Origin of the sequence: Vibrio sp. 10N.222.49.A3 (genome assembly GCF_041475145.1) — a bacterium.
Classification (GTDB): domain Bacteria; phylum Pseudomonadota; class Gammaproteobacteria; order Enterobacterales; family Vibrionaceae; genus Vibrio; species Vibrio tasmaniensis_A.
The window spans coordinates 42,501-67,185 of record NZ_JBFRVM010000018.1; the positions used below are offsets into that span (position 1 = coordinate 42,501).

Annotated in this window: 27 protein-coding genes; 10 read left to right on the plus strand and 17 right to left on the minus strand. The window is 42.3% G+C overall.

Annotation, left to right across the window (positions count from 1 at the left end; all coding sequences use genetic code 11):
• Position 1: 1 nt before the first annotated feature.
• The 8 genes from waaF to radC (AB4589_RS02200) form a co-directional block, all read right to left on the minus strand.
• Positions 2-1,057: a lipopolysaccharide heptosyltransferase II gene (gene waaF, locus AB4589_RS02165; RefSeq protein WP_102582393.1), complete on the minus strand. Its 1,056-nt coding sequence runs from the start codon at positions 1,055-1,057 to the stop codon at positions 2-4.
• Complete coding sequence (locus AB4589_RS02170; RefSeq protein ID WP_372099189.1) at positions 1,054-2,004, minus strand: glycosyl transferase family 90; 951 nt, start codon at positions 2,002-2,004, stop codon at positions 1,054-1,056. Before AB4589_RS02170 ends, waaF begins: the two co-directional genes overlap by 4 nt.
• 9 nt (positions 2,005-2,013) lie before the next feature.
• Positions 2,014-3,240, minus strand: coding sequence for an O-antigen ligase family protein (locus tag AB4589_RS02175; RefSeq protein ID WP_372046994.1), 1,227 nt, complete (start codon positions 3,238-3,240; stop codon positions 2,014-2,016).
• 102 nt (positions 3,241-3,342) lie between these two features.
• Positions 3,343-4,152, minus strand: a complete 810-nt coding sequence (gene mutM / locus AB4589_RS02180; protein WP_372046992.1) for a bifunctional DNA-formamidopyrimidine glycosylase/DNA-(apurinic or apyrimidinic site) lyase — start codon at positions 4,150-4,152, stop codon at positions 3,343-3,345.
• A 2-nt stretch (positions 4,153-4,154) separates the two neighbouring features.
• A complete protein-coding gene (locus AB4589_RS02185; protein WP_372064024.1) occupies positions 4,155-4,703 on the minus strand; it encodes a hypothetical protein in 549 nt (182 codons plus the stop codon).
• A 239-nt stretch (positions 4,704-4,942) separates the two neighbouring features.
• Positions 4,943-5,110 (minus strand): 50S ribosomal protein L33, encoded by a 168-nt coding sequence (gene rpmG / locus AB4589_RS02190; protein ID WP_002535344.1) that lies wholly within the window; start codon positions 5,108-5,110, stop codon positions 4,943-4,945.
• A gap of 13 nt (positions 5,111-5,123) precedes the next feature.
• Positions 5,124-5,360 (minus strand): 50S ribosomal protein L28, encoded by a 237-nt coding sequence (gene rpmB / locus AB4589_RS02195; RefSeq protein WP_004728407.1) that lies wholly within the window; start codon positions 5,358-5,360, stop codon positions 5,124-5,126.
• 292 nt (positions 5,361-5,652) lie between these two features.
• Positions 5,653-6,327 (minus strand): DNA repair protein RadC, encoded by a 675-nt coding sequence (gene radC, locus AB4589_RS02200; protein WP_012603038.1) that lies wholly within the window; start codon positions 6,325-6,327, stop codon positions 5,653-5,655.
• Between the two features lie 223 nt (positions 6,328-6,550).
• On the opposite strand from radC (AB4589_RS02200), the gene coaBC reads away from it, so the two are divergent.
• The 3 genes from coaBC (at position 6,551) to lpxL (ending at position 9,494) form a co-directional block, all read left to right on the plus strand.
• Positions 6,551-7,792 carry a bifunctional phosphopantothenoylcysteine decarboxylase/phosphopantothenate--cysteine ligase CoaBC gene (gene coaBC / locus AB4589_RS02205; RefSeq protein ID WP_017102407.1) on the plus strand — a complete coding sequence of 414 codons (1,242 nt, stop codon included), beginning with the start codon at positions 6,551-6,553 and terminating at the stop codon, positions 7,790-7,792.
• 138 nt (positions 7,793-7,930) lie between these two features.
• Complete coding sequence (gene slmA, locus AB4589_RS02210; RefSeq protein ID WP_017100198.1) at positions 7,931-8,521, plus strand: nucleoid occlusion factor SlmA; 591 nt, start codon at positions 7,931-7,933, stop codon at positions 8,519-8,521.
• A gap of 22 nt (positions 8,522-8,543) precedes the next feature.
• Positions 8,544-9,494 (plus strand): LpxL/LpxP family Kdo(2)-lipid IV(A) lauroyl/palmitoleoyl acyltransferase, encoded by a 951-nt coding sequence (gene lpxL, locus AB4589_RS02215; RefSeq protein ID WP_017100199.1) that lies wholly within the window; start codon positions 8,544-8,546, stop codon positions 9,492-9,494.
• A gap of 133 nt (positions 9,495-9,627) precedes the next feature.
• On the opposite strand, the gene pyrE is transcribed toward lpxL, so the two are convergent.
• Together pyrE and rph are read right to left on the minus strand one after the other, a co-directional pair.
• Positions 9,628-10,269, minus strand: a complete 642-nt coding sequence (gene pyrE / locus AB4589_RS02220; RefSeq protein WP_009847982.1) for an orotate phosphoribosyltransferase — start codon at positions 10,267-10,269, stop codon at positions 9,628-9,630.
• A gap of 106 nt (positions 10,270-10,375) precedes the next feature.
• The gene (rph, locus tag AB4589_RS02225) at positions 10,376-11,092 is read right to left on the minus strand and encodes a ribonuclease PH (protein ID WP_009847983.1); all 717 of its coding nucleotides are present in this window, start codon (positions 11,090-11,092) and stop codon (positions 10,376-10,378) included.
• A gap of 282 nt (positions 11,093-11,374) precedes the next feature.
• On the opposite strand from rph, the gene AB4589_RS02230 reads away from it, so the two are divergent.
• Both AB4589_RS02230 and AB4589_RS02235 read left to right on the plus strand, forming a co-directional pair.
• Complete coding sequence (locus AB4589_RS02230) at positions 11,375-12,241, plus strand: YicC/YloC family endoribonuclease (protein WP_009847984.1); 867 nt, start codon at positions 11,375-11,377, stop codon at positions 12,239-12,241.
• 204 nt (positions 12,242-12,445) lie between these two features.
• Complete coding sequence (locus AB4589_RS02235) at positions 12,446-13,663, plus strand: tyrosine-type recombinase/integrase (RefSeq protein ID WP_372099190.1); 1,218 nt, start codon at positions 12,446-12,448, stop codon at positions 13,661-13,663.
• A gap of 68 nt (positions 13,664-13,731) precedes the next feature.
• Here AB4589_RS02235 and AB4589_RS02240 read toward each other — a convergent pair whose 3' ends face one another.
• The 6 genes from AB4589_RS02240 to AB4589_RS02265 all read right to left on the minus strand — a co-directional run bounded on the left by AB4589_RS02240 (position 13,732) and on the right by AB4589_RS02265 (position 20,977).
• Positions 13,732-16,113 (minus strand): DUF2357 domain-containing protein, encoded by a 2,382-nt coding sequence (locus AB4589_RS02240; protein WP_372099191.1) that lies wholly within the window; start codon positions 16,111-16,113, stop codon positions 13,732-13,734.
• An 11-nt stretch (positions 16,114-16,124) separates the two neighbouring features.
• Positions 16,125-17,756, minus strand: a complete 1,632-nt coding sequence (locus AB4589_RS02245) for an McrB family protein (RefSeq protein WP_372099192.1) — start codon at positions 17,754-17,756, stop codon at positions 16,125-16,127.
• Between the two features lie 11 nt (positions 17,757-17,767).
• Positions 17,768-18,916: a DNA cytosine methyltransferase gene (locus tag AB4589_RS02250; protein WP_372099193.1), complete on the minus strand. Its 1,149-nt coding sequence runs from the start codon at positions 18,914-18,916 to the stop codon at positions 17,768-17,770.
• The gene (locus AB4589_RS02255; RefSeq protein WP_372099194.1) at positions 18,909-20,069 is read right to left on the minus strand and encodes a DNA cytosine methyltransferase; all 1,161 of its coding nucleotides are present in this window, start codon (positions 20,067-20,069) and stop codon (positions 18,909-18,911) included. Before AB4589_RS02255 ends, AB4589_RS02250 begins: the two co-directional genes overlap by 8 nt.
• 137 nt (positions 20,070-20,206) lie before the next feature.
• On the minus strand, positions 20,207-20,380 hold the full coding sequence (locus AB4589_RS02260) for an AlpA family phage regulatory protein (protein ID WP_372099195.1): 174 nt from the start codon (positions 20,378-20,380) through the stop codon (positions 20,207-20,209).
• Positions 20,381-20,539: 159 nt separating this feature from the next.
• A complete protein-coding gene (locus tag AB4589_RS02265; RefSeq protein ID WP_372099196.1) occupies positions 20,540-20,977 on the minus strand; it encodes an RNase H family protein in 438 nt (145 codons plus the stop codon).
• A gap of 219 nt (positions 20,978-21,196) precedes the next feature.
• Between AB4589_RS02265 and radC (AB4589_RS02270) the strand changes: the two genes are divergently transcribed.
• From radC (AB4589_RS02270) to AB4589_RS02290, 5 genes are all read left to right on the plus strand, one after another.
• Positions 21,197-21,673, plus strand: a complete 477-nt coding sequence (radC, locus tag AB4589_RS02270; protein WP_372043160.1) for a DNA repair protein RadC — start codon at positions 21,197-21,199, stop codon at positions 21,671-21,673.
• Positions 21,670-22,095, plus strand: a complete 426-nt coding sequence (locus tag AB4589_RS02275) for a DUF2787 family protein (protein WP_371956760.1) — start codon at positions 21,670-21,672, stop codon at positions 22,093-22,095. Before radC (AB4589_RS02270) ends, AB4589_RS02275 begins: the two co-directional genes overlap by 4 nt.
• A 26-nt stretch (positions 22,096-22,121) precedes the next feature.
• The gene (locus AB4589_RS02280) at positions 22,122-22,550 is read left to right on the plus strand and encodes a DUF2787 family protein (protein ID WP_371956759.1); all 429 of its coding nucleotides are present in this window, start codon (positions 22,122-22,124) and stop codon (positions 22,548-22,550) included.
• A gap of 211 nt (positions 22,551-22,761) precedes the next feature.
• Positions 22,762-23,322 carry a tyrosine-type recombinase/integrase gene (locus tag AB4589_RS02285; RefSeq protein WP_017084306.1) on the plus strand — a complete coding sequence of 187 codons (561 nt, stop codon included), beginning with the start codon at positions 22,762-22,764 and terminating at the stop codon, positions 23,320-23,322.
• Between the two features lie 102 nt (positions 23,323-23,424).
• On the plus strand, positions 23,425-23,925 hold the full coding sequence (locus tag AB4589_RS02290) for a lecithin retinol acyltransferase family protein (protein ID WP_371962407.1): 501 nt from the start codon (positions 23,425-23,427) through the stop codon (positions 23,923-23,925).
• Between the two features lie 37 nt (positions 23,926-23,962).
• Here the strand turns inward: AB4589_RS02290 and AB4589_RS02295 are convergent, their stop codons facing one another.
• On the minus strand, positions 23,963-24,616 hold the full coding sequence (locus AB4589_RS02295) for an inovirus Gp2 family protein (RefSeq protein WP_371962408.1): 654 nt from the start codon (positions 24,614-24,616) through the stop codon (positions 23,963-23,965).
• Positions 24,617-24,685: the final 69 nt, after the last annotated feature.

Consider the following 24,685-nt stretch of genomic DNA (forward strand, 5'->3'; position numbering starts at 1 on the left):
TTTATATTTTGCCTTGGGAAATTACATCAAACTGCTCAATAGCACTAATGACTCTACTCGGCATTAACTCAGTTAGGCACTTTAGGTGCTGCTTGGGACAAGTTCGTTCAAAGCAAGGTCGGCACTCAATATCGGTATTGATGATCGCCAGTTTGTTCGTTAGCGGAGGCGTATATTTAGGTGAACTAGAGCCATAAACAGCCACGACATTACAGCCCACCGCGGCGGCCACATGCATCAGCCCAGAATCATTACTAACGACAGTACGACAAGCCCCGATCAAGTCTACAGCCTGAATTAAGCTCGTATCTCCAGCTAAATTGAAGCAATGCTGCTGCATATTAACAGGGACTTGTTCGATTATCTTTTGGGTTACTTCACGATCTTTAGCCGAGCCAAACAACCACACTTGGTAACCTTGCTTTATCATCGCTGTCGCTGCTGTTGCAAAGTGATTATCAGGCCAACGTTTCGCAGGGCCAAACTCAGCACCAGGACATAAACCAAGGACAGGCCTTTGATTGTTTAAACCAAATTGCTCCATAGCCTTTTGTTGGCTGGAGTCAACAACTTGTAGGCTTGGAAAAGGTAATGATGACAATTCACCTAAACAACCACTACCCGTCATTTCAGCTTTAGGGTGCGCTAACGCTACATATCGCTCTAACATGTATTGAAACGCTTTTTTATTGGTTCTAACGTCATTAAGCAAACCAAAACGCATTTCACCTTTCCAGCCAACTCGTTCAGGAACGCGTGCAAACAGGGGAATTAAAGCTGATTTCGCGGAGTTAGGTAATACGTACGCTTTATCGTACTGTACTTCCCTCAACGATTTGCCGATCTTATAACGAGATTTCAGATCAAATTGCCCATGCCCTAATGGCATTTCAAGAGCTTGATTGACTTGTGGCATTCTTTCCAAAATAGGCTTACACCATGCTGGCGCTAAAACATCAATTTTTGCGTCAGGATACTGTCTTTGTAACTCAACATATAAGCCTTGAGACATCACCATGTCTCCAACCCATGACGGGCCAATAATCAGAATTTTCATTTGTCTTGCTCGTTAATAGCGTGTTCGTTAATAGCTTGACCAGATAGTCTAAAATATTCTTGAAGTGTTTTAATGCAAACCAATTTTTCTAGTTGTTCATCTTGGAAAGGAGCAAGGTATTCATGCGCATTTTTGATCATCTGTTCAGACTCTTTAGGGTTGTCTAAATAGTATTTAATTTTTTGCTCAAAATCCGACCAGTCATCCTTCACCTCTACATAATGTATGCCTGGCTGCAGAGTGCCTTCCATAAACCACGTTTCAAATTTCATTTTTGGAGTAACGACAAGTGAGTTTGAAGACATTGCCCATTTCAAGTTTGATGCAACATCGTTCCCTTCAAGACAAATAATGAATTTGTATTGAAGCTGCTCTTCGACTGTCATAAATGGTTGTTGCCACTCTGGGTTTTGCTCTGAAGTATTCGATTGACCTGCATTCATCAGTGGATGACCATACAGAGTTTTCATAAAACGAATTCTATGTGGTTGAGTCACAGCACCACGAAATACGGCCATATTTTTTTTATCAGAAAAACTTAAGCTATCATCCACGAATCGGAAATGACGACGCTTATCTAATTTAAATAGTACAGAGTTACTATTGTTCCCAGCAATCGGACGAGCTTTAAATAACGTTGGAACTGGCTCTATATGCGTTTCATCACCAAAGTAGTAACTGAAACGAAAGTACTTTGGAAAATAATGAAGAAACTCTTTAAGATCAAAGAAATAAGATGTGTAGCCTTTTCGAGAATAATTACTAATCTCGCAGCTTAGACTAGCCTTATCAAAGTCGCCGAGCCCTTTCACATAATAATTTACTCTGGTTTTTATATAGTCAGCTTGACCGGAATATGACTTTTCCAGCTTTTCAAACTGTTTTGAAAAATACAAACGAGGTGCGATAGAGAGCAAGGCATGTTTTAGATAATAGAATAATTTCATCGTGATTGCTTATATTTCGTTATCATCACTGTTATTTATTTCAACCTTAACTTTCCTACTTGCATAGTGCATGAGTGTGCCAATCACAACCAAATAGACAACCGTGGTGTCGCCATTTCTAAACGGCGAATCGGTGACACTGGTCAAAGCATAATAAATTGCGGGTAAGCTCAATAGCCAAACACATTGCGGATGCTTTTTTATTCCAAAATAAATTGGATAAAAAAGTAAATATAACAAAAATATAAAACCGATCACCCCTGAACGAGCCAGTTTATCAATGTAGTTATTATGTAAATGTGCTTGTGAGATAAAATGATAACCGGTCGGTGTATAACCAGTTAGGTTATCTTCTGCATACTCACGTGTGAATTCTCCATGACCTAACATGGGGTGACTAGCAAAGAGCTCCAAACCCGCTTGGTACATTTGTAGCCTTAAACCAATCGAAGTATCTCGATTGCCATGGTTCATTTGATAAAACTCGGCCTCCGTTTCTTGATATCGTTTGATAAGCGCATCCTTAGCCAATAACGCCGAACCGAAGAGCACTAAAAAGGAGATGACGATAATTTTAAAACTGCCCTTTTTTTGAACGACAACACTAACCGCCACCAAAAAGTAACAACAAGCTAGAGCTAAGATCCCCCCCCTTGACTGGGTTAACAATACCGACAAGCCTGATATGATGGCACTGACGGCAAGTAAACCGCTTCGTTTGCCTTTAAATGTCGTCAACAGTGCGCCAATGGAAAGCACAGAAACGAGGCCTTGGTGCATAGCTAATGGAATCGGGTTTACCGGCCAATGACCTCGTGGGGTAGGTTCGATCATAGAGTACCAACAAGATAATGCCCAACAAGCCAACGCTGCTGAAAATAATAAATATTGAACCCAACGAATATTTACTATATACGACTGAGGAAGAACGATCAGTAAAACAAGTGTCAATAATAAACCTCTTAATTCTTGAGAACTTGCCCCATAAGTTATGTAGCTAACAATGGTGAACATCAAAGCTAGCCACACGCCCCATAACCACATATTAGTTTTCAGATTTTCTTTAACCTGAGAAAAGCCCTTTACCGCTAACTGGGCGATAGCTGCGACCAAAACCAAAGCGACCAAAGGTTTGCTGCCCTGAGGCATCCAAATAATACCAATAGCTAACCATAGGTAAGGAATTAGCAACAAAGCTCTAGATATAGACTCTGCCTTTAGAAATGAAGACGACATAATTCAAACTATAAATCAAAGGGGTGACTTGACATTTTATCAGATAAAGTGCCCTAGACACAGCTTCAAGTGATATCAAGCTCTGTATTGAGAGCTATACATCTATACCTGACATTGAGAACAAAAAAACGTATTCCTCTGTCCGATTTTTTGCTCTTCAAGCTTCTCACTACAACTCGGACACTGTTCACCAGCCTTACCATAAACCTGCAGCTCTTGAGCAAAATATCCCGGTTTTCCATCCGCTTGGGCGAAGTCTTTGAGTGTGGTGCCACCTTGTTTGATGGCGGTAGCGAGTACTTGTTTGATCTCTTTGGTTAACAAGATCCACTCTTGTTTTGTCACTTTGCTTGCTGGGCGAAGTGGATGAATTCGTGAAGAAAACAGCGCTTCATTGGCGTAGATATTCCCCACACCTACCACTACTTTGTTGTCCATAATGAACTGTTTGACGGCAACCTTACGCTTTTCTGCTTTCTCAGCAATGTAATCTGCGTTGAAGTCGTCAGTTAGTGGCTCAGGACCAGAACCCAGTAATACAGTATGTATCTCATCAGGCGCCGACCATAACCACGCACCAAAGCGACGCGGATCGTTGTAACGCAATATCTTGCCATTGGTTAACTTAAGATCCACGTGATCGTGTTTTGCTGGCGGGAAGTCTGCATCTAACACGCGCAGTGAGCCAGACATACCGAGGTGAACAATGGCTGTTCCGGTATCGGTTTCTATCAATAGGTACTTCGCTCGGCGTGAAATAGAGCGAATCACCTGCCCTTCTAATAGCTTAAGTTCTTGAGGGATATCCCAACGCAGTTTAGGTGTACGAAAAGTCAGAGTTTTAATCTTCTCACCGACTAAATGAGGCGAGATCCCCATGCGGCTTACTTCAACTTCGGGTAATTCAGGCATAGTTAGTCGTCCGATTTAGGTGATTTGTCTGATATAGATAGCTTGTCTGCTTTAAAGAGATGGTCTGATTTAAATGAATCTCCTGAGCCAAAGCTTGGAAACAAGTAGCTCTCTTCAATAGACACCGCCAGCCACTGATCATTCCAGTTTTTTAGCAACCAAAACTCAGCAAGTTGATAATAGGTAATACGCTGGGGCTCTTCTTGGTCTTGATACCAAACCTCAATGGTATGCGGGGTATTCAATTGTGGTGAGAGGTCGGTATAGGTTTGAGAGTCAATTTCGGTGCCCACAAGTTCCTGCCACCTCTGTGACAGCTCTTGTGCACTGGTAGTTTGAGGAAGCACTGTGTCTTTAAATTGATAAGCCCAATGATCGTCTTCTACTACAACTGACCAATTAGCAAAATGCAAAGCTTGAAGCTCAGCTGCTGGATTTAAAAGAGAAGGATAAGAACCGCTGATCTTAACTTCAGGTTCGGGCTCGATAAGGTACGTTTTGATCAAAGTTGGAAGGTTTAACACGCCAATAAAAGCGATCACACTGAACATGAGTATGTTGTTCCACCGGCGTCCACGATATCTCATATGATTCTGCTCATCTAACCTATTGAGTAATCAGTATATCGTGAAAGTGGCAATACTTTCTATGTTGTACGGTTTTCTATCTATCAGACGCTATATCAAACAAGAATAATTGAGTTACTCAAATTTTAGATATAAAAAAACCCAGCTATAAGCTGGGTTTTTAATTTATTCTTCTATAAAAGAAGAGACAAAGGGGCTATCAATTACTTGATTTTAGCTTCTTTGTACATAACGTGCTGGCGAACTACTGGATCAAACTTTTTGATCTCAAATTTGCCTGGCATGTTACGCTTGTTCTTGTCAGTTGTGTAGAAGTGACCAGTTCCAGCAGAAGATACTAGACGGATTTTCTCACGAATGCCTTTAGCCATTGCTTAATTCCTCTTAAACGTTTTCGCCACGTGCACGGATATCAACAAGAACAGCATCGATGCCTTTCTTATCAATAATACGCATGCCTTTAGCAGTTAGACGTAGTTTAACAAAACGTTTTTCGCTCTCTACCCAGAAACGGTGAGTTTGTAGGTTCGGCAGAAAACGACGCTTGGTAGCATTGCGTGCGTGTGAACGGTTGTTACCCGTTACTGGACGCTTACCAGTTACTTGACATACTCGGGACATGAATGTCTCTCCAAATCGTTTCAGCTCGATATCAACCTTGGTGGCCGAACCTCTCTATCAATTCTGAAAATAGAGGTAAAAACCATAATGGAAAATCCATTCAAGGCTATCAAAGGTCGCGTATTATACTAACTTGACATGCATTGCTCAAGACCCGAACAGATCCTTTTTAAGGATTTCGTGATCTTTTTTTGAACAGGGCAGCTATTTGAGTAATCAGAGCTGATTTAAGGTTCTAAAATGTGGGCGGAATGATAGCAGATTTAACGCAACTAACAACCTAAAATGTGATTCAAATCCATCCGCGCTCTGCAAAAGAGATAACTTCGCCATCTCCAACGACAAAATGGTCGAGAATTCGGATGTCCACTAGTGCCAATGCGTCGGTTAATCTACGTGTAATTCGCCTATCTGCTTGGCTTGGCTCTGCGACACCGGAAGGATGGTTGTGCGCTAGGATTAAAGCGGCAGCATTATGATGAAGTGCCCGTTTAACCACTTCTCTCGGGTAAACAGATGCTGCATCGATGGTTCCTTCAAACATCACTTCATCTTTTATTACTCTGTTTTGGTTATCTAGGAACAATATGTAGAAGGCTTCTCGCTGGCGATCACGCAATATACTCGAAAGATACAACTTGGTGTGACTTGGGCTAGTTAGTGCATCCCCTCGAGATAAAGTCTCGGCCAAATAACGTTGCGTCATCTCCAAAACAGCCTGCAACTGGACATATTTCGCCTGCCCCATCCCTTTATGGGCACAAAACTCAGCCTCCGTTGCAGAAAAAAGATGGCGAAGCGAACCAAAATCTTTGATCAACTTGTCTGATAGCTCTAAAACATTCATTCCTTGTGTGCCCGTTCGAAGAAATATAGCTAACAACTCCGCATCACTTAAGGAGTCGGGGCCTCTACTCAGTAACTTTTCTCTTGGCATCGACTCAACAGGCATTTTACTTATAGGCATATAAAGGCTATCTAGGGTGATGAATACGATCCATCAGCCTAATCCGTTTGTCTACGGAGAGCTTCCACAGCTTTATAAAGAAGACTAATGCCTAGCAAAACCGTGTAATTGATAAGTTTGATAACATCAACTTGATGAGTGTCAAACCTGTTCCAATTCTGCTTCTAGGCACTAATCCTTTGTTCTGATATCGTTAGTCCCAGAGAAATTAAGGAACAGAATCATGCAAACATTGGTTAATCAACTGGATAACGCTGACCAACAAGGCCTAGCTGGAAAAAAAATCCTACTTGGCATTAGTGGTGGTATCGCAGCTTATAAATGTGCCGAACTGACTCGACGCTTAATCGAACGTGGTGCGCAGGTACAAGTCGTCATGACTAATGCGGCTAAGGAGTTCATTACTCCTCTCACCATGCAAGCTGTCTCTGGAAGGCCAGTGTCTGATAGTTTGCTTGATCCTGCTGCTGAAGCTTCCATGGGGCACATCGAACTGGCGAAATGGGCTGACCTAGTCTTATTAGCACCCGCAACCGCAGACCTTATTGCGCGTATGACCGCAGGCATGGGTAACGACCTACTGACCACTTTGGTTTTAGCAACCGATGCGCCAGTTGCGGTATCCCCAGCAATGAACCAACAAATGTACAGCCACCCTGCAACTCAAGAGAACATCGCAACGCTAAAACGTCGTGGATGTGAAATCTGGGGTCCGGCAGCTGGTGAACAGGCCTGTGGCGATGTTGGTATGGGGCGTATGTTAGAGCCAATGCAACTGGTCCATCGTTGTGAAGACTTCTTCCAACCTAAACCTCTGACTGGCCGTTCGGTGTTAATTACTGCGGGTCCAACTCGCGAAGCGATCGACCCAGTTCGTTACATTACCAATCATAGCTCGGGCAAGATGGGCTATGCACTGGCTGAAGCGGCCGCGAAACAAGGTGCTACGGTAACTCTAATTAGTGGCCCTGTATCACTCGCGACACCAAATCAGGTTAATCGCATTGATGTAGACAGCGCACAACAGATGTTTGATGCCGTGAATGCCAATGCTGCTCAGCATGATATTTTCATCAGCTGCGCTGCGGTTGCCGATTACCGCCCAGAGACCATTGCAGACCAGAAGCTTAAAAAAGTCGATAGTAAAGATGACATGACCATTCAAATGGTTAAGAACCCAGACATTGTGGCTTCCGTTGCCTCAATGACTGAAGATCGTCCATTTACTGTCGGCTTCGCAGCAGAAACTCAAGATGTCGAGAAGTATGCGCGCGGAAAATTGGAAAGAAAGAACCTCGATATGATTTGTGCTAACGATGTCTCTGTCGAAGGCCAAGGCTTTAATAGTAGTAGTAATGAGTTGCACCTTTATTGGAAAGGTGGCGATAAATCTCTACCTCTAGATAGCAAAGACTCTCTTGGTTTCCAGATCCTTAATCAGATCCAACAGCTTATTGACGTATAAACGCACAATTTTACCCTGACAATACGCTGACACCTCTCGATTCTGTTGACCTAGGTCTTACAAAACTAGGAACAGAATTGAATGGTGTTTATAATCCTGCTTCACTCAATCCTCATCTTTAGGAAAGGAAGTAAATAGATGGCCGGTACTCGAAAATCAAACCGTCGTGAAGAAATCCTGCAAGCTCTAGCACAAATGTTGGAATCGACCGAAGGTGCTTCTCGTATCACAACGGTAAAGTTGGCCAAGCAAGTTGGTGTTTCTGAAGCTGCGTTATACCGCCACTTCCCAAGCAAAGCTCGCATGTTTGAAGGCTTGATCGAGTTCATTGAAGAAGCGTTGATGTCTCGAATCAACCGTATTCTAGATGAAGAGAAAGACACACTAGAGCGCATACGCCTAGTGCTACAACTTATCTTGGTTTTCTCAGAACGTAACCCAGGCCTGACTCGAATTTTGTCTGGTCATGCTCTAATGTTTGAAAATGAACGCCTGCGCGATCGCATCAATCAGCTTTTCGAACGTATTGAGACGCAACTTCGTCAAATTCTACGAGAAAGAAAGCTTCGCGAAGGGAAGTCATTCCCGGTTGATGAAAAAATCTTAGCGGCTCAATTGTTAGGTCAGGTTGAAGGAAGTTTAAATCGATTTGTTCGCTCGGACTTCAAATATCAACCGACAGCGAACTTTGAAGAGTATTGGGCACTTCTGAGTGCACAAATCGAATAGTAATCAGCATTAAGCCAAATATATGAACAAAACCACATATGATAAGCCTGAATTTTCACTCTTACTGCTGCACCCTAAATACTGGCCCGTATGGCTAGGCTTTGGGTTGTTGGCTCTAATTGTTAACCTGCTACCTTACCGTGTGTTGCTCTCCTTAGGGCAGCGACTTGGCTTACTAGGCGTGCGTTTTGGTAAAAAACGGGTTGATATTGCAACTCGTAATATGGAGCTAGCCTTTCCTGAAAAGCCCATAGAAGAAATAAATCAATTAGTTAAAGAAAACTTCAAAAATACTGGATTAGCGTTGATTGAAACCGGCATTACTTGGTTTTGGCCTACGTGGCGATTTAAAATGTTGCTGGTTGATAAAGATACTGCAGTAATGAGATCGCATAGCAAAAACGGTAAAGGCGTTCTACTTTGTTGTGTGCACGCTCTCAACCTTGAAATTACCGCTCGCGCTTTTGCCGTACTCGGACAACATGGATATGGCGTGTATCGCCCACACAACAACGCTGTATATAACCTTATTCAGTTTTGGGGCCGAACCCACAATGGCAATCTGACTATTGATCGTAAAGATGTGAAAAAGATGATACGTGTTCTGCGTAACGGAGATCGCCTATTCTATCTCCCTGATCATGACTACGGTCGCAATAAATCTGTATTCGTACCTTTCTTTGCAGTAGAGGATGCAAGCACCACCACTGGAACCAGCATTTTGGCTTACACCAGTCGATGCGCGGTCGTTATTGGGTCTGGCTTTAGAAATGCCGACGGAAAATATGAAATCATGGCCGACGAATCAATCGAAGATAACTATCCGCAGAAAGATGAAAAAGCGGCAGCAGCGTATATGAACCGCTATCTTGAGAAGATTATCTTAAGAGCCCCAGAACAATGGATGTGGCTACACAAGCGCTTCAAAACCATGGAAGATCCAGAGGCGGAAAAAGGCATTCGTTACAAGTAAGCGAGCCTTGTTCTGTCCAATAAGATTTAAGTAAAAAAATGCCCGAAAGAGTTTCATCTCTCGGGCATTTTTCTTTTTTAAGCTCTAAACCTAAGGCACTAAACCATTAGGTTCAACTTCTTCAGTTTACGAATTAGATTCCGTATTGAGTTCGGTACGCTTTTACTGAATCAAGATGTGCTGCGTCTGTGCCTTTCTCTTCAAGAAAAGTCACTAAATCAGTCAGGCTAACGATTGAGATAATCGCACAGCCGAAGTCGCGCTCTACTTCCTGAATCGCAGACAATTCACCTTTGCCTTTCTCTTGACGGTCAATCGCAACCAGAACACCCGCTAAGTCAGCGCCGTTTGCTTGGATGATTTCCATCGACTCACGGATCGCAGTACCTGCAGTGATCACGTCATCCACTAACATGATGCGACCTTCAAGTTCGCTACCCACTAGGTTGCCACCTTCACCGTGGTTTTTCGCTTCTTTACGGTTGAAGCAGTAAGGCGTGTCCACATCATGGTGATCTGCCAGTGCAACCGCTGTTGTTGTTGCGATTGGAATACCTTTGTATGCAGGGCCAAATAGTACATCGAACTCAATACCTGAATCAGCCAATGCTGCTGCGTAGAAGCGACCTAAGCGTGCTAGGTCACGACCTGTATTAAACAATCCAGCATTGAAGAAGTAAGGGCTCTTACGGCCAGACTTTAAAGTAAACTCACCAAACTTAAGTACTTCTTTCTCTAGTGCAAATTCAATAAATTCACGTTGATATGCTTTCATGTTCTTCCTCTACGTTTATTCAATAAAACTTAACTTACGCTCTGCACTACCCTTTCGGGTTTTACAGACAAAAAAATAGCTCCTGTGAAAGGAGCTATCTAAAAAACTAGTCGGCCAACGCAGCTTTCTGCGCTTCGACGATATCGGCAATGCCCTTATTTGCCAGGGCTAAAAGCTGCATCAGCTCTTCGTGGCTGAACGGTTCGCCTTCTGCGGTGCCTTGAATCTCAATCATCTTACCGTCTTCCGTCATTACAACGTTCATATCGGTATCGGCTGCTGAGTCTTCAACGTACTCAAGGTCACACAGTGCTTGTGCACCAACGATGCCCACTGAAACTGCCGCTACGTGGCCTTTCATTGGGTTCTTCTTCAGTTTGCCGCTTGCTAGTAGGCTGTTGATAGCATCAGCCATTGCAACGCTTGCACCTGAGATAGAAGCAGTACGAGTACCGCCGTCTGCTTGGATAACATCACAATCGACAGTGATCATGATTTCACCCATTACTTTCAGGTCAACAACAGCACGTAGGCTACGAGCGATCAGACGTTGGATTTCCATCGTACGACCACCTTGCTTACCGCTCGCCGCTTCACGACGGTTACGAGTGTGCGTTGCACGTGGCAGCATGCCGTATTCAGCGGTTACCCAACCCTTTCCTTGGCCTTTTAACCAACGCGGTACGTTTTCTTCTACCGTCGCATTACATAGAACTTTAGTGTTGCCGAACTCAACTAATACAGAACCTTCAGCATAAGCAGTGTAGTTACGAGTAATTTTAATTGGACGAATTTGATCTACAGCGCGGTCATTTGGACGCATTGGTATCTACCTTATTAACAGTCTGAAGTGATTTACTATCGAAAGAGTGCATCACCTAAGAAAGGGGTGAGACAGTTTTGATTGGGGCAAGATTATATAGCAGTTTATCTTTCAAATCTATTTACCATTCAAAGTGGCCTACTACTTAAAGCGACTTACGACTCAAAGATACTTACCGTGAAGGCTATTTATAACGGAAAATCGACAAGCTTCGGGAGCACACCATATCGTGATACTATGCGTGCGCGTTATTTTCAGAATGATAAAAGACAGGAAAATTCGATGATTTATAGTATGACCGCGTACGCACGCAAAGAAGTAAAAGGCGATTGGGGTACAGCAGTATGGGAAATCCGTAGTGTAAACCAACGCTACCTAGAAACTTACTTCCGTATGCCTGAACAGTTCCGTGGTTTAGAGCCAATCTTACGTGAGCGTTTCCGTAAGCGTCTAGCTCGCGGCAAGGTTGAATGTAACCTACGTTTTGAAGCAAACCCAGCAGCGAAAGGCGAGCTAAGCATCAACGAAGGTTTGGCTCAGCAAGTAATCAATGCTGCTAACCAAGTAATGACGATGACAGGTGAAGACAGCCGTCTGAACCCATTCCAAATCATGAACTGGCCTGGCGTAATGGAAACGCCAGAGCAAGACATGGATGCCATCAACAAAGATCTACTTGAAGCATTCAACGATGCAATCGCAGAGTTCATTGACGCTCGTGCTCGTGAAGGCGAAAACATGAAAGCGCTCATCGTTCAGCGTTTAGATGCGATCACTGAAGAAGTCGTTAAAGTTCGTGCACGCATGCCTGAGATCCTAGAATGGCAACGTGAGCGTCTTCTTACCAAATTTGAAGATGCGAAGATTGAACTTGAAGGTTCTCGTGTTGAGCAAGAGCTGATCCTACTGGCTCAGAAGTCAGACGTAGCAGAAGAACTAGACCGTCTAGACTCTCACGTGAAAGAAGCGAATGTAGTATTGAAGAAAGGTGGCGCTTGTGGCCGTAAACTTGACTTCATGATGCAAGAGTTCAACCGTGAATCAAACACGCTAGCATCTAAGTCTATCAGCACAGACATCACAGCATCGGGCGTGGAGCTTAAAGTTCTTATCGAACAGATGCGTGAGCAGATCCAGAACATTGAATAATAGTTATAATTGTATTTAACTGAATTAAAAACAATTAAATACAACAAGTTAGTTCAAACCACTTTCTACCACCGTATTCTTCAATACGCCATTAACCACCACCAACTGGTGGTTAATGTGGTGGGTGTGATAGACTTACCACAAAGGTAAGTGGTGGGTAAAATAATATCCACCATCAAGATCATACGCAATTAGAGGTGGGTTATGGCTAAGTTAACCGTTAAGAAAGTAGAAGCGCTCATTAAGTCTGGTGGTGAGAAAACACAGCGCCATGCTGATGGTGAGGGCTTGTACTTGGTAGTCCCAGCTTCGGGCACTGCGAGCTGGATGCTACGCTTTACCTCTAATAAAAAGCGCCGTGAAATGACGCTTGGTAAGGTTAATGACCTTTCCTTATCTAACGCTCGCCTCGAAGCCGCCACTAAAATGAAACAAGTGAGAGAAGGCTTTGATCCCCTCATACAACGCAAACGTGCCAAACAAGAAAGCATTAAAACCGTTAATGACTTATTCGAAGATTGGTATCCAACCTTAGTTAAGCGCCTTAAACACCCTAATATCCCAAAACGTGTTTACACTAAAGATATAGCACCACACATCGGTGACATCCCTCTCGATAAGATTACCGCACGTGATATTCGCACAACAATCACAGCGATTAATGACTCTGGTCGACCGACTATAGCCAATGATGCTCTAGGTCACTGTAAACAGTTATTTAATCACGCGATGAAGCTAGACCTTCTTCAAGGTAATCCGGCCTCTGCATTTACTGTGAGGGATGCTGGCGGCATAGAACAAAGTAAAGATCGTTTCTTGACTGAAGATGAATTGAAACAGTTCTTTAGTATCGCTAGAGAGAACAGCGCTAACTTTAGCCGCGATAACTACCTAGCTTGTGCATTATTGGTCTGTTTAGGGGTGCGTAAATCTGAATTGTGTGAAGCAAAGTGGGAAGAGTTTAATTTGAAGGAAGGTTTGTGGCACTTACCAGCGGAGCGCAGTAAAACTAATGTCGGCTTTACTATCCCACTAGCACCAGAAGTATTGAAATGGCTTGAAGAGTTGAAGATAAGAGGATTTGGCTCTGAGTATGTATTTCCTAGTAGGCGAGCTAGTAAAAGCCCTCACATGGGCCCCGACACGCTTAACCGAGCCATTACCAAGCTATTTGGTCATGAGGCTGGCAAGAAGAAGCAGCCACCCAATTTGATGGGGGATATGACGCACTTCACCGTGCATGACCTACGCCGCACTTGTCGTACTCTATTGGCAAAACAAGGCACTCCCGGCCATGTGGCCGAGAGGTGCTTGAATCACAAGTTAAAGGGTGTTGAAGGGATCTATGATCAGTATGATTATTTGAAAGAGCGAAGAGAGGCGCTAAACAAGTTGGCCACACTACTGCTACCGTTAATATAGTCTCTCCTACCATTAGCGAAGATAGCATTCGGTCCAGCTATATTTATCAAATTAAGCATCACCAAAGACTATCGATAACAGCGTTCATAAATAGGCACAATTTCACTGAAACTATTAGCAACTAGCATGTCATCTAATTTAGCTAGCTTCAATGATTGTCTAAATCCAGCAGTAGGAGCATGTTGGATCGCCTGCTTCAATGGAATAGCTTCACCAAGCTCAAATAACCAGTATTGGCTTTTCCCGACTTTAGAGACCTTAATACCGGCTTGCTTAGCAGATATCTCATCGCGCTGCGACAGCATCGCCTTTTTAATTCGGTAAACCATGGTTATTACCAGAGGGCTTTCACTATTCTCTATGACTGCTAAGTACCTCAATTCCTGAGCAATATGTTTTCCAAACTTCTGATCAAATACAGAAACTGGAATATGAAACCACTCTGCCAATCCATTATTAAAGTTATCGATATAGTCTTGCTCACGACTTTCACCGAGTTTCGATATCAAAACAAGATCATGGTGTAGCACTTGCTGCATTCCCGAGTATGGAATACGCGCTGCTTCATTGACATAAAGATCATCCCGTATCGACTCAGTAGTGTAAGAGCTGATACCTGTTCCTAGCTGATGCAATAAATAGGCTTGGAGCCAGGAGTTCTTATTGCCGTTTGCGCTAGGCAGCAAAGCAAAGGCACCAATCCCAACTTCAGCTATCATCGATTGGTATGGGTTTTCATCGCTTTCTTGGTCATAAAAGCCTGGGTATAAAGCAAAGGCACCAAAAACAGGACGACTTTTGCTTCTGGACTCTTTTTGTTCATCAACTCGAATTAAAGCATCTCTATAGCGGTGCATTTGGTTAATCGCATCGTCGGGCACGTAATCGTTACAATCAATATCATCTACATCATATCGATTATTTTGGGTCTTTATGCGATATTTGGCATCAAATAACCAAATGCACGTCTTACCACCTGGGAAAGTAACTTCTAACAAGATATCGGGTTTTTGTGTCACACCAAACGACCGAATATGTTGACCAGCTCGCAGAAAGACCGGTTCATGGGCTAACTTCGCCCTAAGTCCATCGGCTCGCTCAAATGTAAATGCCCCTGCGCCTGTTAAACCATCTTTAAGTTTTAATTCAAAATAGTCATTAAGCTTTAGCTTTGTTTTTTTGTGTTCTTTTTCTTGAAAGCCAAGCACTTCTAATAAGATTGTACGTATTTCTAAAAAGCACCATACTTCATACGTTTCCGCGACAGACTTCATTGACACTGTTGAGTGCTTAGCAAAAACATCCAAGTAATATTTTAGTTCTTGCCACACCTTGTAAACTGCACTGTAGCCTGTTTTTTGTTGCAAAACCAAAGACTCACGATGCTGTCCAGAAAAATCTCCCACCTCTTTTAAAAAGCTATACTTTTCCATTTTTATCAATGGCTGTTGCCACTCTTTCAATTCATTCAAGAAGTGCTCCGATAGGCGGGCGTACGTTGTCTCACCTTTGTTATTATGAGCTTCAAGCTTCAGGGACATTCTTTCTAGTTGCTGCTTACATTGAACAACGACCATCTTGATGTATCTATTTTCTGGCGTATCTACACTGAGGTGCTGTTTTTGTTGTTGATATCGCTTGTCATATATTTTACTGGCAATATCCTCTTTAACTCGCTCAGCTAATCGATTTGATAAACGGCCTTTGAGTCGATCTGCTTTAATATTAACGTGTTTTTTCTGTAATCGGTTATGTGGGGAGTTTGCGATAACTTTCAACCCTTCCTCAAGTGATGTTCTCAACGCCTTAAACTGCGCTAACCACAATAGTGGGAAGTTACCACGGTGTTGACTCTTATCTGCACTTTGCTCGGTCTTCTCCGCCAAACTGAACCGCCATAATGGAAAAGCTTCATCGATCCGGTGATACATAGCAGGTAAATCTTTGTGCAGCTGCATCTTCGTTGGCAAGACTTCTAAGATCAGTTTAAATTGCTTTTCCTTGCCTTTAATGCAGTAAGTAAGAGGTAACGCAAATTGGCCAATATCATTACCTGTATTAATTGTACCAATTAGGCTGGCTGCACTATGTTTGCGTTTAGATGTAAACCGAAAAGCATCAGCTACCCCTTGAAGAGCGTGAGTGATAAAAGCCTGATCAATGCCTTCTTGCAAAAATACCCACTCAAATTGATATTGAGCATTTTCAAAAAATAACGGGACCGGAAGAGTTACCTCAGACAAAGGAGAGTCATCAACTAACACACTCTCTTGGTCACAGATGGTTATTTTTTCTAGGCTGATTGCAGGCAGGATTTGCAATTTACTAAGAGGTGCGCCAACTCCTCTTTGGCTAAGCATATTGAAATAAGTACTTTGCCTTGCCTCAAGGTGCTGGCTACTTATTGTTAACTCCCACTCAGGCGTTTCTATACAAATCAAAGTTTGCATGCCTACCACCTTTATGGCCAAAAACTTGTAAAACCATTCTTCAATTGGTCGCTCATCCACTCAAGTTTTACCTTGCTTCGACACTCTATTGTAATTAGAGGATCACCTTCAAGCGATTTACGAAACAGATCTTGGCGAGATTTTGTAGCCCAAATCTCATTCAACTGATCGCTAAGTAGTGAACTAAGCTGCTCTAAGATTGAATTACCGCTATCACGTTTCGTCAGCTTATCAATGTCACCTTCTATACGAGGTAGTACCTTACACATTAAAAAGTCATCCCATACAGATTGAAGCTCGATTTCATTGTTGGGGTTTTGTGTAATTACAGCTAGAAGCAATTCATTTAGTGCACGGTAAGCAAGCTTAAATGGGGTGTTTCCCAAAATTTCATTAATTTGCTTTAGGAAAGCGACAGACAAAGTGCCATCTTTATCAAAAGTACTGCTTAGTTCAGTCTTATTTCGTCCATCAGTAAGCACTGGGTAGCTAAGCGCTTTAGGTTCTGAGGTTGCATCAAAAAAGGCATCGAAGTCATTAGGAAAGAACTCGCCAAAATCAAAAGTTAATGCTCGATCAATTACTTTTCGAGAGAAACCATGCGTGGTTTCATCCATATTGACCGTACCCGCTACAATTAAATTAAACGGGATGCTAATGCCATTAGTAACAAAGTGGTCCCACAACTCATCGTGGTCAATTAATCCTAGCTCACCCTTAAGTTTATTTTTATCAACCGCCTCAAACACCGTTGCTTTTAATAGCGGATCGCATTGGTAAATAAAATCATTGCCTTGCCAAGCCCATTCTCTGGTTTCCAGCACGGAGAGATAATCTGCGAAATACTGCTCTACCGGTGCCAGATTCATTTCATCTAAACAAAGCCAGTAAGGTTTGACTTGTTGCTGTTGACTTTTCTCACCAACCACCTCTTTACCTTGAAGGGTGATCCCTGCATCTTTTATCGCAATCCAAGCCTTAACTATAAACTTCAGTACATCGGTGACGATGTACTCGGTATTACCACTGAGCCGCGAGACATAGCCAAGTAAATCTGAGGGTTCATGCCAATCAGGACGGACTGAAGTAAGGCAATAGGTATCTTCAATTGATCCTGTTGATCTCGCTTGCTCTCTAATGAAGCGAGTTTTTCCTGTTCCTGAGATTCCTGCGAATAAAAGAAAAGGCTTTGATAACCTGAGCTCATCAGTTGCTTCAGCATATAAAGGAAGCAAATCTTCTTTTACTATTAAACCAGGTATCTCTTTTATATAAAAAGGGACAACCTTAGATTTATCACTAAATAACAAAAGTTCGGCTTCCAGAGAGAAATCAATTGAACCACCAGACTCTTGTAATACTAAAACAGTTTCTAACTCATCATATTTAAACTCTTCAACACGACGAGATATGCTATCTAAAACCTTTTTTTCTTTGCAAACAAAAATAACATGAGCCGCGTGATGCTTAAATTGCTCTGGTATTCTATTGCCAACCTGTTTATCTTCATTTACAACGCTGGCACGACCTGGCTCTTTTAAATAACGCTCAAACCAATCAATTACTTTTTTGTTTTTTGTACTATTTCTAGGGTTTTCATTGACCATGTGATCCAGTGAGGATTTTAACTCTAAAACATCCATATCTACTTCTCCTATGAGATATTTATCATATGTTTCTTTAAATTATCTATGAAACCTGCTGGATGCTTTAAGTTTCCTTGTTCAGCTCGTTTTATGTAACCTGTTGTTGCTCTTATTGACAATGGCTTTAATGGGTGTATTAAAAATCTGTCCAATCCAACAAATGTACTTTTCAGTGGCCATTCACTAACTGAAGATTTATATATTTCATCCCCCATACACCAAGCTGACATTGGCCATCTATCAGATTTATTGTGTACAGCATCATTATTAAAACAATATTCTAATGGTGATATTAAACGCCTTCCTATCCACTCAGCAACAGGAACACTTACACTATTACCAACTAGTTTCCAGCGATGTGAAGGTTTAAGCACGGTTTCACTAGCCTTTGTCCAATCTTCAGGGAAACCTTGTAAGCGCTCAGCGTCTTTAATATCAGGAGTTCCAGCAAAACCAGATGGAAATAAAATTGCAGGAGGGCTAGGTATTCCAATCGTCGAACCTGCTTTTAAAGGAGGGATTCCATTTATATTCAATCCAGTAGAGTGCCTACCTTCAGTCCAATAAAAACCATGCGGCACATCATCCTCACTCGAATAATTATTTGGATTAACTCCATATTCGTCAGCCAAAAGAACATTTCTTGGATCATGCTTTTTTGATGCCAATATATAAACACGATGCCTTCTTTGAGGGATCCCAAAAGCTTGTGAATTAACAACTCTGTAAGCCCAGTTAAAACCAAGTGAAGTTAACTTAGAGGTGATGTAATGCATTGCACTACCCTTATTTAAGTGCAGCATAAATTTAACATTCTCTAAAAGAACCCACTCAACTTCATTCGAGGTATTTAGCAATCTAAAAACCTCATCAACTAGAAATGACTGCTTTCCATTAATACCTTCTTTTTGCCCAGAGGAGGAGAGATCTTGGCATGGAAACCCTGCAGTTATAACTGTTGTTCCTTTAGGAATTTCCTTAAGGTTCCTTACATCATCAACTAAGAGGGTTTCGGTAAATTTATCTTTTAAAACAGCCTGGGCTCCTAACTCAAGCTCACATAACATTTGTGGCTTAAATCCAGATTTTTTCAAACCTAACTCCAGGCCACCAATACCTGCAAACAACCCCAGAACAGTTCGATTCGATTTAGACATATAGAAGCTCCTTAACACACGCATAACTCAATTTTGGTGGTACAGCATTTCCTAAAATTTTGGCCAGTGCTGTTCTTTTTTTTGCTTGTTCAAACAAGTAAAAATCAGGAAACCCTTGTATTCTGGCAGCCTCATGTGCAGTTAATGTACGAACCTCAGATGGGTGAACGTAACGTCCCATACTTGTACTGTAAAAGCCACTAGTCAACGTTTGTGCTGCATCACTCCACTTTAAGCGACCATAAATACTGTTATACGAATGTGACTTATTTCTGTGGCATGCTGGTCGTTGCTCATTTGGTAAGTCATATAATTCATTGTCAAACATATATTTCATTCGGGCAATGTTATCTTTTGATGGAGATGATGGTTGATTTAAGATACTTCCACCATGTGCTTTCCCCTCTAGATCTTTTATTGCCCAAGCTAAATCACGGTTATCTGTTTCGTATTTTTCATGTATGTTTGCAATCGTTGGTACTTTGCCAACCTTGCTTGCCAGTAAAATAAATCGACGACGTTTTTGTGCTACGCCAATACGAAAACAATCAACAATACCTGTTTCGACTTCATACCCTTGAGATTGTAAGCTTACAATAGTCTCTTGAACGACCTGACCTTTATCATTAACGGCTCCTACAACATTTTCAATCAAAATCCATTTTGGAGACAAGACTTCCGCTGCTCTCGCCATCTTCAAGTAGAGTGAATTTTTTGGATCTTCCCTTCGACTATAATTGTTAAGATCAGAGTGTCCCTGACAAGGTGGCCCACCAACAAGAAGGTCTATGTCACCACACACCTCATGAAAGCTAACTTCTTCCTGCGTTTTTTCTTGACCCAAATCGCCATTAATTAAATCATTCAAATCTTGGCAAAACATCTTCTCTGGGGACAAGTTAGCTTGAAAACAGTCAGCAGCAGGTTGCTCCCATTCAACTGCAGCAGCTATAGTACAAGTCAACCCATTAGCACGGATCGCTTCGACCGCCCCTAATGATATCCCTCCACATCCAGCAAACAAATCAACAATTCTAATGTCACCACTAGTCGTAATCGTACTATTGAGATCACCGTCAATCTCACGCAAGTAACTGTATTCACATGATCTAATTTCATTTGCTTTCAATGTCGTTACAGCCAAAATATCCAACCCAATTTACTTATTAATACACCATTTCTTCTGTGCATGGCACATGAATCGCCTACATTATATATGAATTTTTAGTCTGGTATATAAATCGATGCCGACTTTCATCCACGCAAAAGATAGCTTTATCAAATCAAAGACTAGCGTTCTATTTTACTCATCATCCAATCTTCAACATCGCTCTCCAACCAAGCTTTACGTTTACCCATCACGGTTACATTTTTAGGAAATTCACCAGCCTTAATCAGGTTATAAATACTGCTACGACACAGTGTAGTTTTGTCCATTACTTGTTGTAATTTAAGAAATTTCATTTTGAAACCTTGTTATGTAGTTCAACTCATAACAAAGGCCTCTGCGTTATTTTTTACTTTTACCTATCTAACCTACTGTCAGGAGATGGCTAAACAGACATATTAGGGTTGCACAAAAACAGGAATCACTTGCTGGCTATGCCAACAAGTGATTCATTATTACAACTGACCATTCGCCACTGCGACAGCGTATCTATAAGCGGCATCTCTTCCTGCGGAGCAAGCAGCTGCTTTCCTCACCTCAACTTGTTTATCTGCACTTCGTTTATCCACTAGCTCCCAAAGGTCTTGATGAGCTATCGGTTTTTTATTTGCTTTACGCCAATTTCGACGTTTCCAACCATCAAGCCATTCATTAAAACCATCAACGCAATAGTCACTGCTTGAATAAATAATATCGCCGTCACAAGCACGCTCCAGCCCAAAAGCAAGTGCTGATAAGTCTGCGTAATTACGGTCTATGATGCTATCAAGGAGCAGCCAGTCTTCATCCGCTATTCTTTCATAGTCATCGAATACAACCAGCCCTACCCCAGCAGAGAGTCGTCCTCTTCGCTTCTCTACGATGGCTGCTTCTACATAAATTTCTTTTTTCATTTTTATACTCTCCAGAGACTAAAAAGCCGATACATCCTTTGCACCAGCTGATTGTGTTGATTGTTCATTCGTTGCTCTATTGCGATTGCTACATAACAACGGCAAGAGAGTTATTTTTTACCTGTCTCTGGAAATACTCTCCTTCACACCCTGATTCAAAACGCTCTCAGATATATTTCATCAGTACGCATAACCAAACAGATAATCCAAGGAGCTCTTATGCGTAACGCCAACAACCAACACGATTACCCATTCAAAACTTCAGAGTTAAATGAACTGCTAGAGCGTGCAGCCGAAGCACTGGCTGCGAAATACAAGCGAGAAGGCACGTTCACTAACCCAACTAATGTTAAGGAATATTTAAAGCTCAAGTTAGGGGCTCATGACCGCGAAGTGTTCGCCGTGATGTTTCTTGATAATCAACATCAATTGATCAGTTTTGAAGAGTTGTTCTTTGGCACTATCGATGCTGCCTCTATTTACCCACGCGAGGTACTCAAAGCAGCACTAAACCATAACGCTGCTGCCGTCGTTTTTGCTCATAACCATCCTTCAGGTATTTCTGAGCCCTCTCAAGCAGATAGACGCATTACACAGCGTTTAGTAGATGCTCTCAAGCTGGTGGATATCCGAGTGTTGGACCACATCGTTGTGGGTGAGGCTTGTGTGTCATTTGCAGAAAAGGGGTGGGTATGAATAAGTTTGTTATTTCAGGGGTAAATGATGAACTCGTTAGTCCCATGCATTGTTTTCTTGAAGCACTTATGTCTGAAAACGTCATCCCGAATACAGTCGAGCGGGTAGCGTTAAACATACGCTCTAAAGATATCAATAGTCGCTTTCAACCAATCGAAATTCAATTAGAGCGAACATCAAGCAAAACACCTTGGCAACTTCGCTTTATTGCCACCTTTGATGTGATGGTTACTGGTAAGCCACAAAAAGAGTTATCGCTGTATTTCAACTTCGCAGGGTGTTGGTTCTACCACCCAGAGATTAAGCAGTGCAGCTTACAACGACCAGAAGTTCAAACCTTACTTGCTAGCTGGCTTAAAGCCATCACTCACACTCTCATCACGCAACCTGCTATCTCAATCAACATCACATCCGTTCGTTAATCCTAACTTATTTCAAAGAGGTTCCTATGAATCAAGCAGCCAATCTGACTATGTTCGCGTGCAAGCGAGCTAAGCCTTCACATCAACTGAAAGACCTAATCAAACGCTCTATTGATGATGTTAATTACCGAGGAAAAATGACCATCTGTTTTCAAGACTCAAGCTACCACCCGAAAGACGGCGGCTTTCACCCTGTCTCTATTACGGTGGATGTCAAAGATAGCCATATCGCTCTTATTGAAATCACTGACCTTGTTTATGTGGGAACCGGTACACCAGAGCTCGTTCCTGACTTGGCTTTTGATTTTGCTAACAACGTCGCTTTCGCTCGTTTCAGCGGATGGCTTGGTATGTACCTGCAAGAAACAACCGAGCTATATGAGATGTGGGAGTGTAACTTTCTAGCTTATGTAGACATGAACGCCTACGACCAAGTTCAGGTTGAGTACAGTTAATCATCACTCGTAGCAACCCTATCCACTAACCGTCCCGCTCCACTTCATATTACAAATATTCAACACAACCACCAGCACAGAGCTAAAACGAGGCTGCTTCCCATATTGTTAAAACGGGAAGCATCAATCCCTTGATGTATAAGGACTCTTTAATATCATCGGCTCTGTGCTTCCCAAAACACCCTTCTACAGACAAAAAAGGAAGCAGATTATGGCTGAGGTCCAAGCAGTCAAAGACGATGACACCATACGCCTAGTTGGTCATCTGTTGAGTATTCGCTGTAATCCACAAATGGCCGATGTGTGGCATATCGGATTAAACCTGGCACTGCGGATTTCTGATTTATTATCGATCCGCTTTGAAGACATTCATGGCGACCGAGTCATTATTCGTGAGAGTAAAACAGGCAAGCTCGCCAACATTCAACTCAATACCAAAGCGCAGCAGCACATCGCTAGATTGAGAGAGCAACATCCCGACCACATCTATTTGTTTCAATCCCACCGATGCCAACAGTTGAAAAACAAACCACCCCAGCCAATCTCGCGACGCGCTGTGTCCATGGCATTTCAGCAAGTAGGCCAAGAGCTGAATATCGCTTTAGGTACTCATTCGATGAGAAAGACCCGAGGTTACTTTCTTTATCAATCCACAAAAGATATAGGCCGTGTCATGAAAATGCTTCGCCATACTTCAGAAGGCGTGACGCTTCGCTATATCGGTATCACTCAAGATGAGGTTGATAAGGACTTCGTTTCTCTTGAACTTTAAACCTAATCATTTACTCAAGGGGCGGGACCGCTAATCCCTTATAAACATTAAGCTCAGAGCCCTTTTGAGTTTCGTTATCATCACATTTGAGAGGTAAATAACATGAATCCATATCACGCAATAGGGAGCTTTGTTGTAGGCAGCTTATCGAAAAGTTTAATCCAAAATTTATTCTGGAAAACCGACGGTCCAGTAAGGGGGAGCATTGTGTATTGCGATCTCGCATTTGGATATGCTGAGCATTCAGGTGTGTACATGGGAAATGGACGTATCATCCATCGTAATGGCAAAGGCCTTATCGAAGCTGCATCAATTCGTCAGTTTCTAGCAGATACCACAGCCCTTTCAATTTACGTCAGTTGCAATGCCCAAGGTAGAGCCGTTGGCAATGAGTCTACCGCTCAAATAGCAGGCGCTATGCTTGGTGTACAAACAGACTATTCCCTGTTAAATGAAAACTGCCATCAGTTCTGTAGCCACTGCCTAAGTGGTGACATCTTCTCAAACACCTTCACCTTGACTCAGCTTAAACGTGACGCTCTTGCGCACATTCAAGCCAGTCAGTGGCGAGTATGGGATTTAAGACATCGTCACAAAGGATAAGGGGATTCACTCCCCTTTTTTAATCTCTTAGTCGAGGTTACCTAGTGCTACAGCCAAAGCAACGATGCCCCTCGCCATAGCGCTTAGTTCTCTTCTTTGCTAGATAGCTAATTCGATAAAACAGATCCGAATATTGCTCCACAAAGTGCTCACTATTTTTTTCAATATAGTAACTATGGTTAATCGGAAAATGGACTAAACCTAAAGCCTCTTCCTCACTACACCCTAGAGCACTCGTCCATGCACCAGTAATAAGACTTGCCAGAGAATCTCTTTGTTTGTAGCGGCCAATTGTAAAAAAGCGGTCTTTATTGAAAAGTAGAACAAGGTGGTAGTGCTCATGCATTGATGTGTCCTGCTCTCTAGCCCATGCGTATCTCACTTTGCACGGAGCGGCCCTCTTACCCATTTTTTTCCTTCGCATTCCTTGAGCTTTAATTTTTTCACTCAATGACTCTTTGAACCGCGACATTAGCTTTGTACGACGAATGCTATAACTTACAGCTTCATCGCGAGTAAGATCATCAAGAAAGCCATGAGACGGAAGTCGCAAGTCTACTCGTATCGCATAGGTTCTAGGGTACTCTTCGAGAGAGTAGTTCATTGTTTCGATTAACTGCTCCAAATAACCTTCTTCATTCTCTTTAAGAGTGCCTTGAATCAGTAATCCGTTGTATGTTGATTTTTTCATGAGTAAGTACCTGTTGTATGTGTTCACAGGTATCTCTACTCATATTATTTTTTACCTTATTTCTCCATC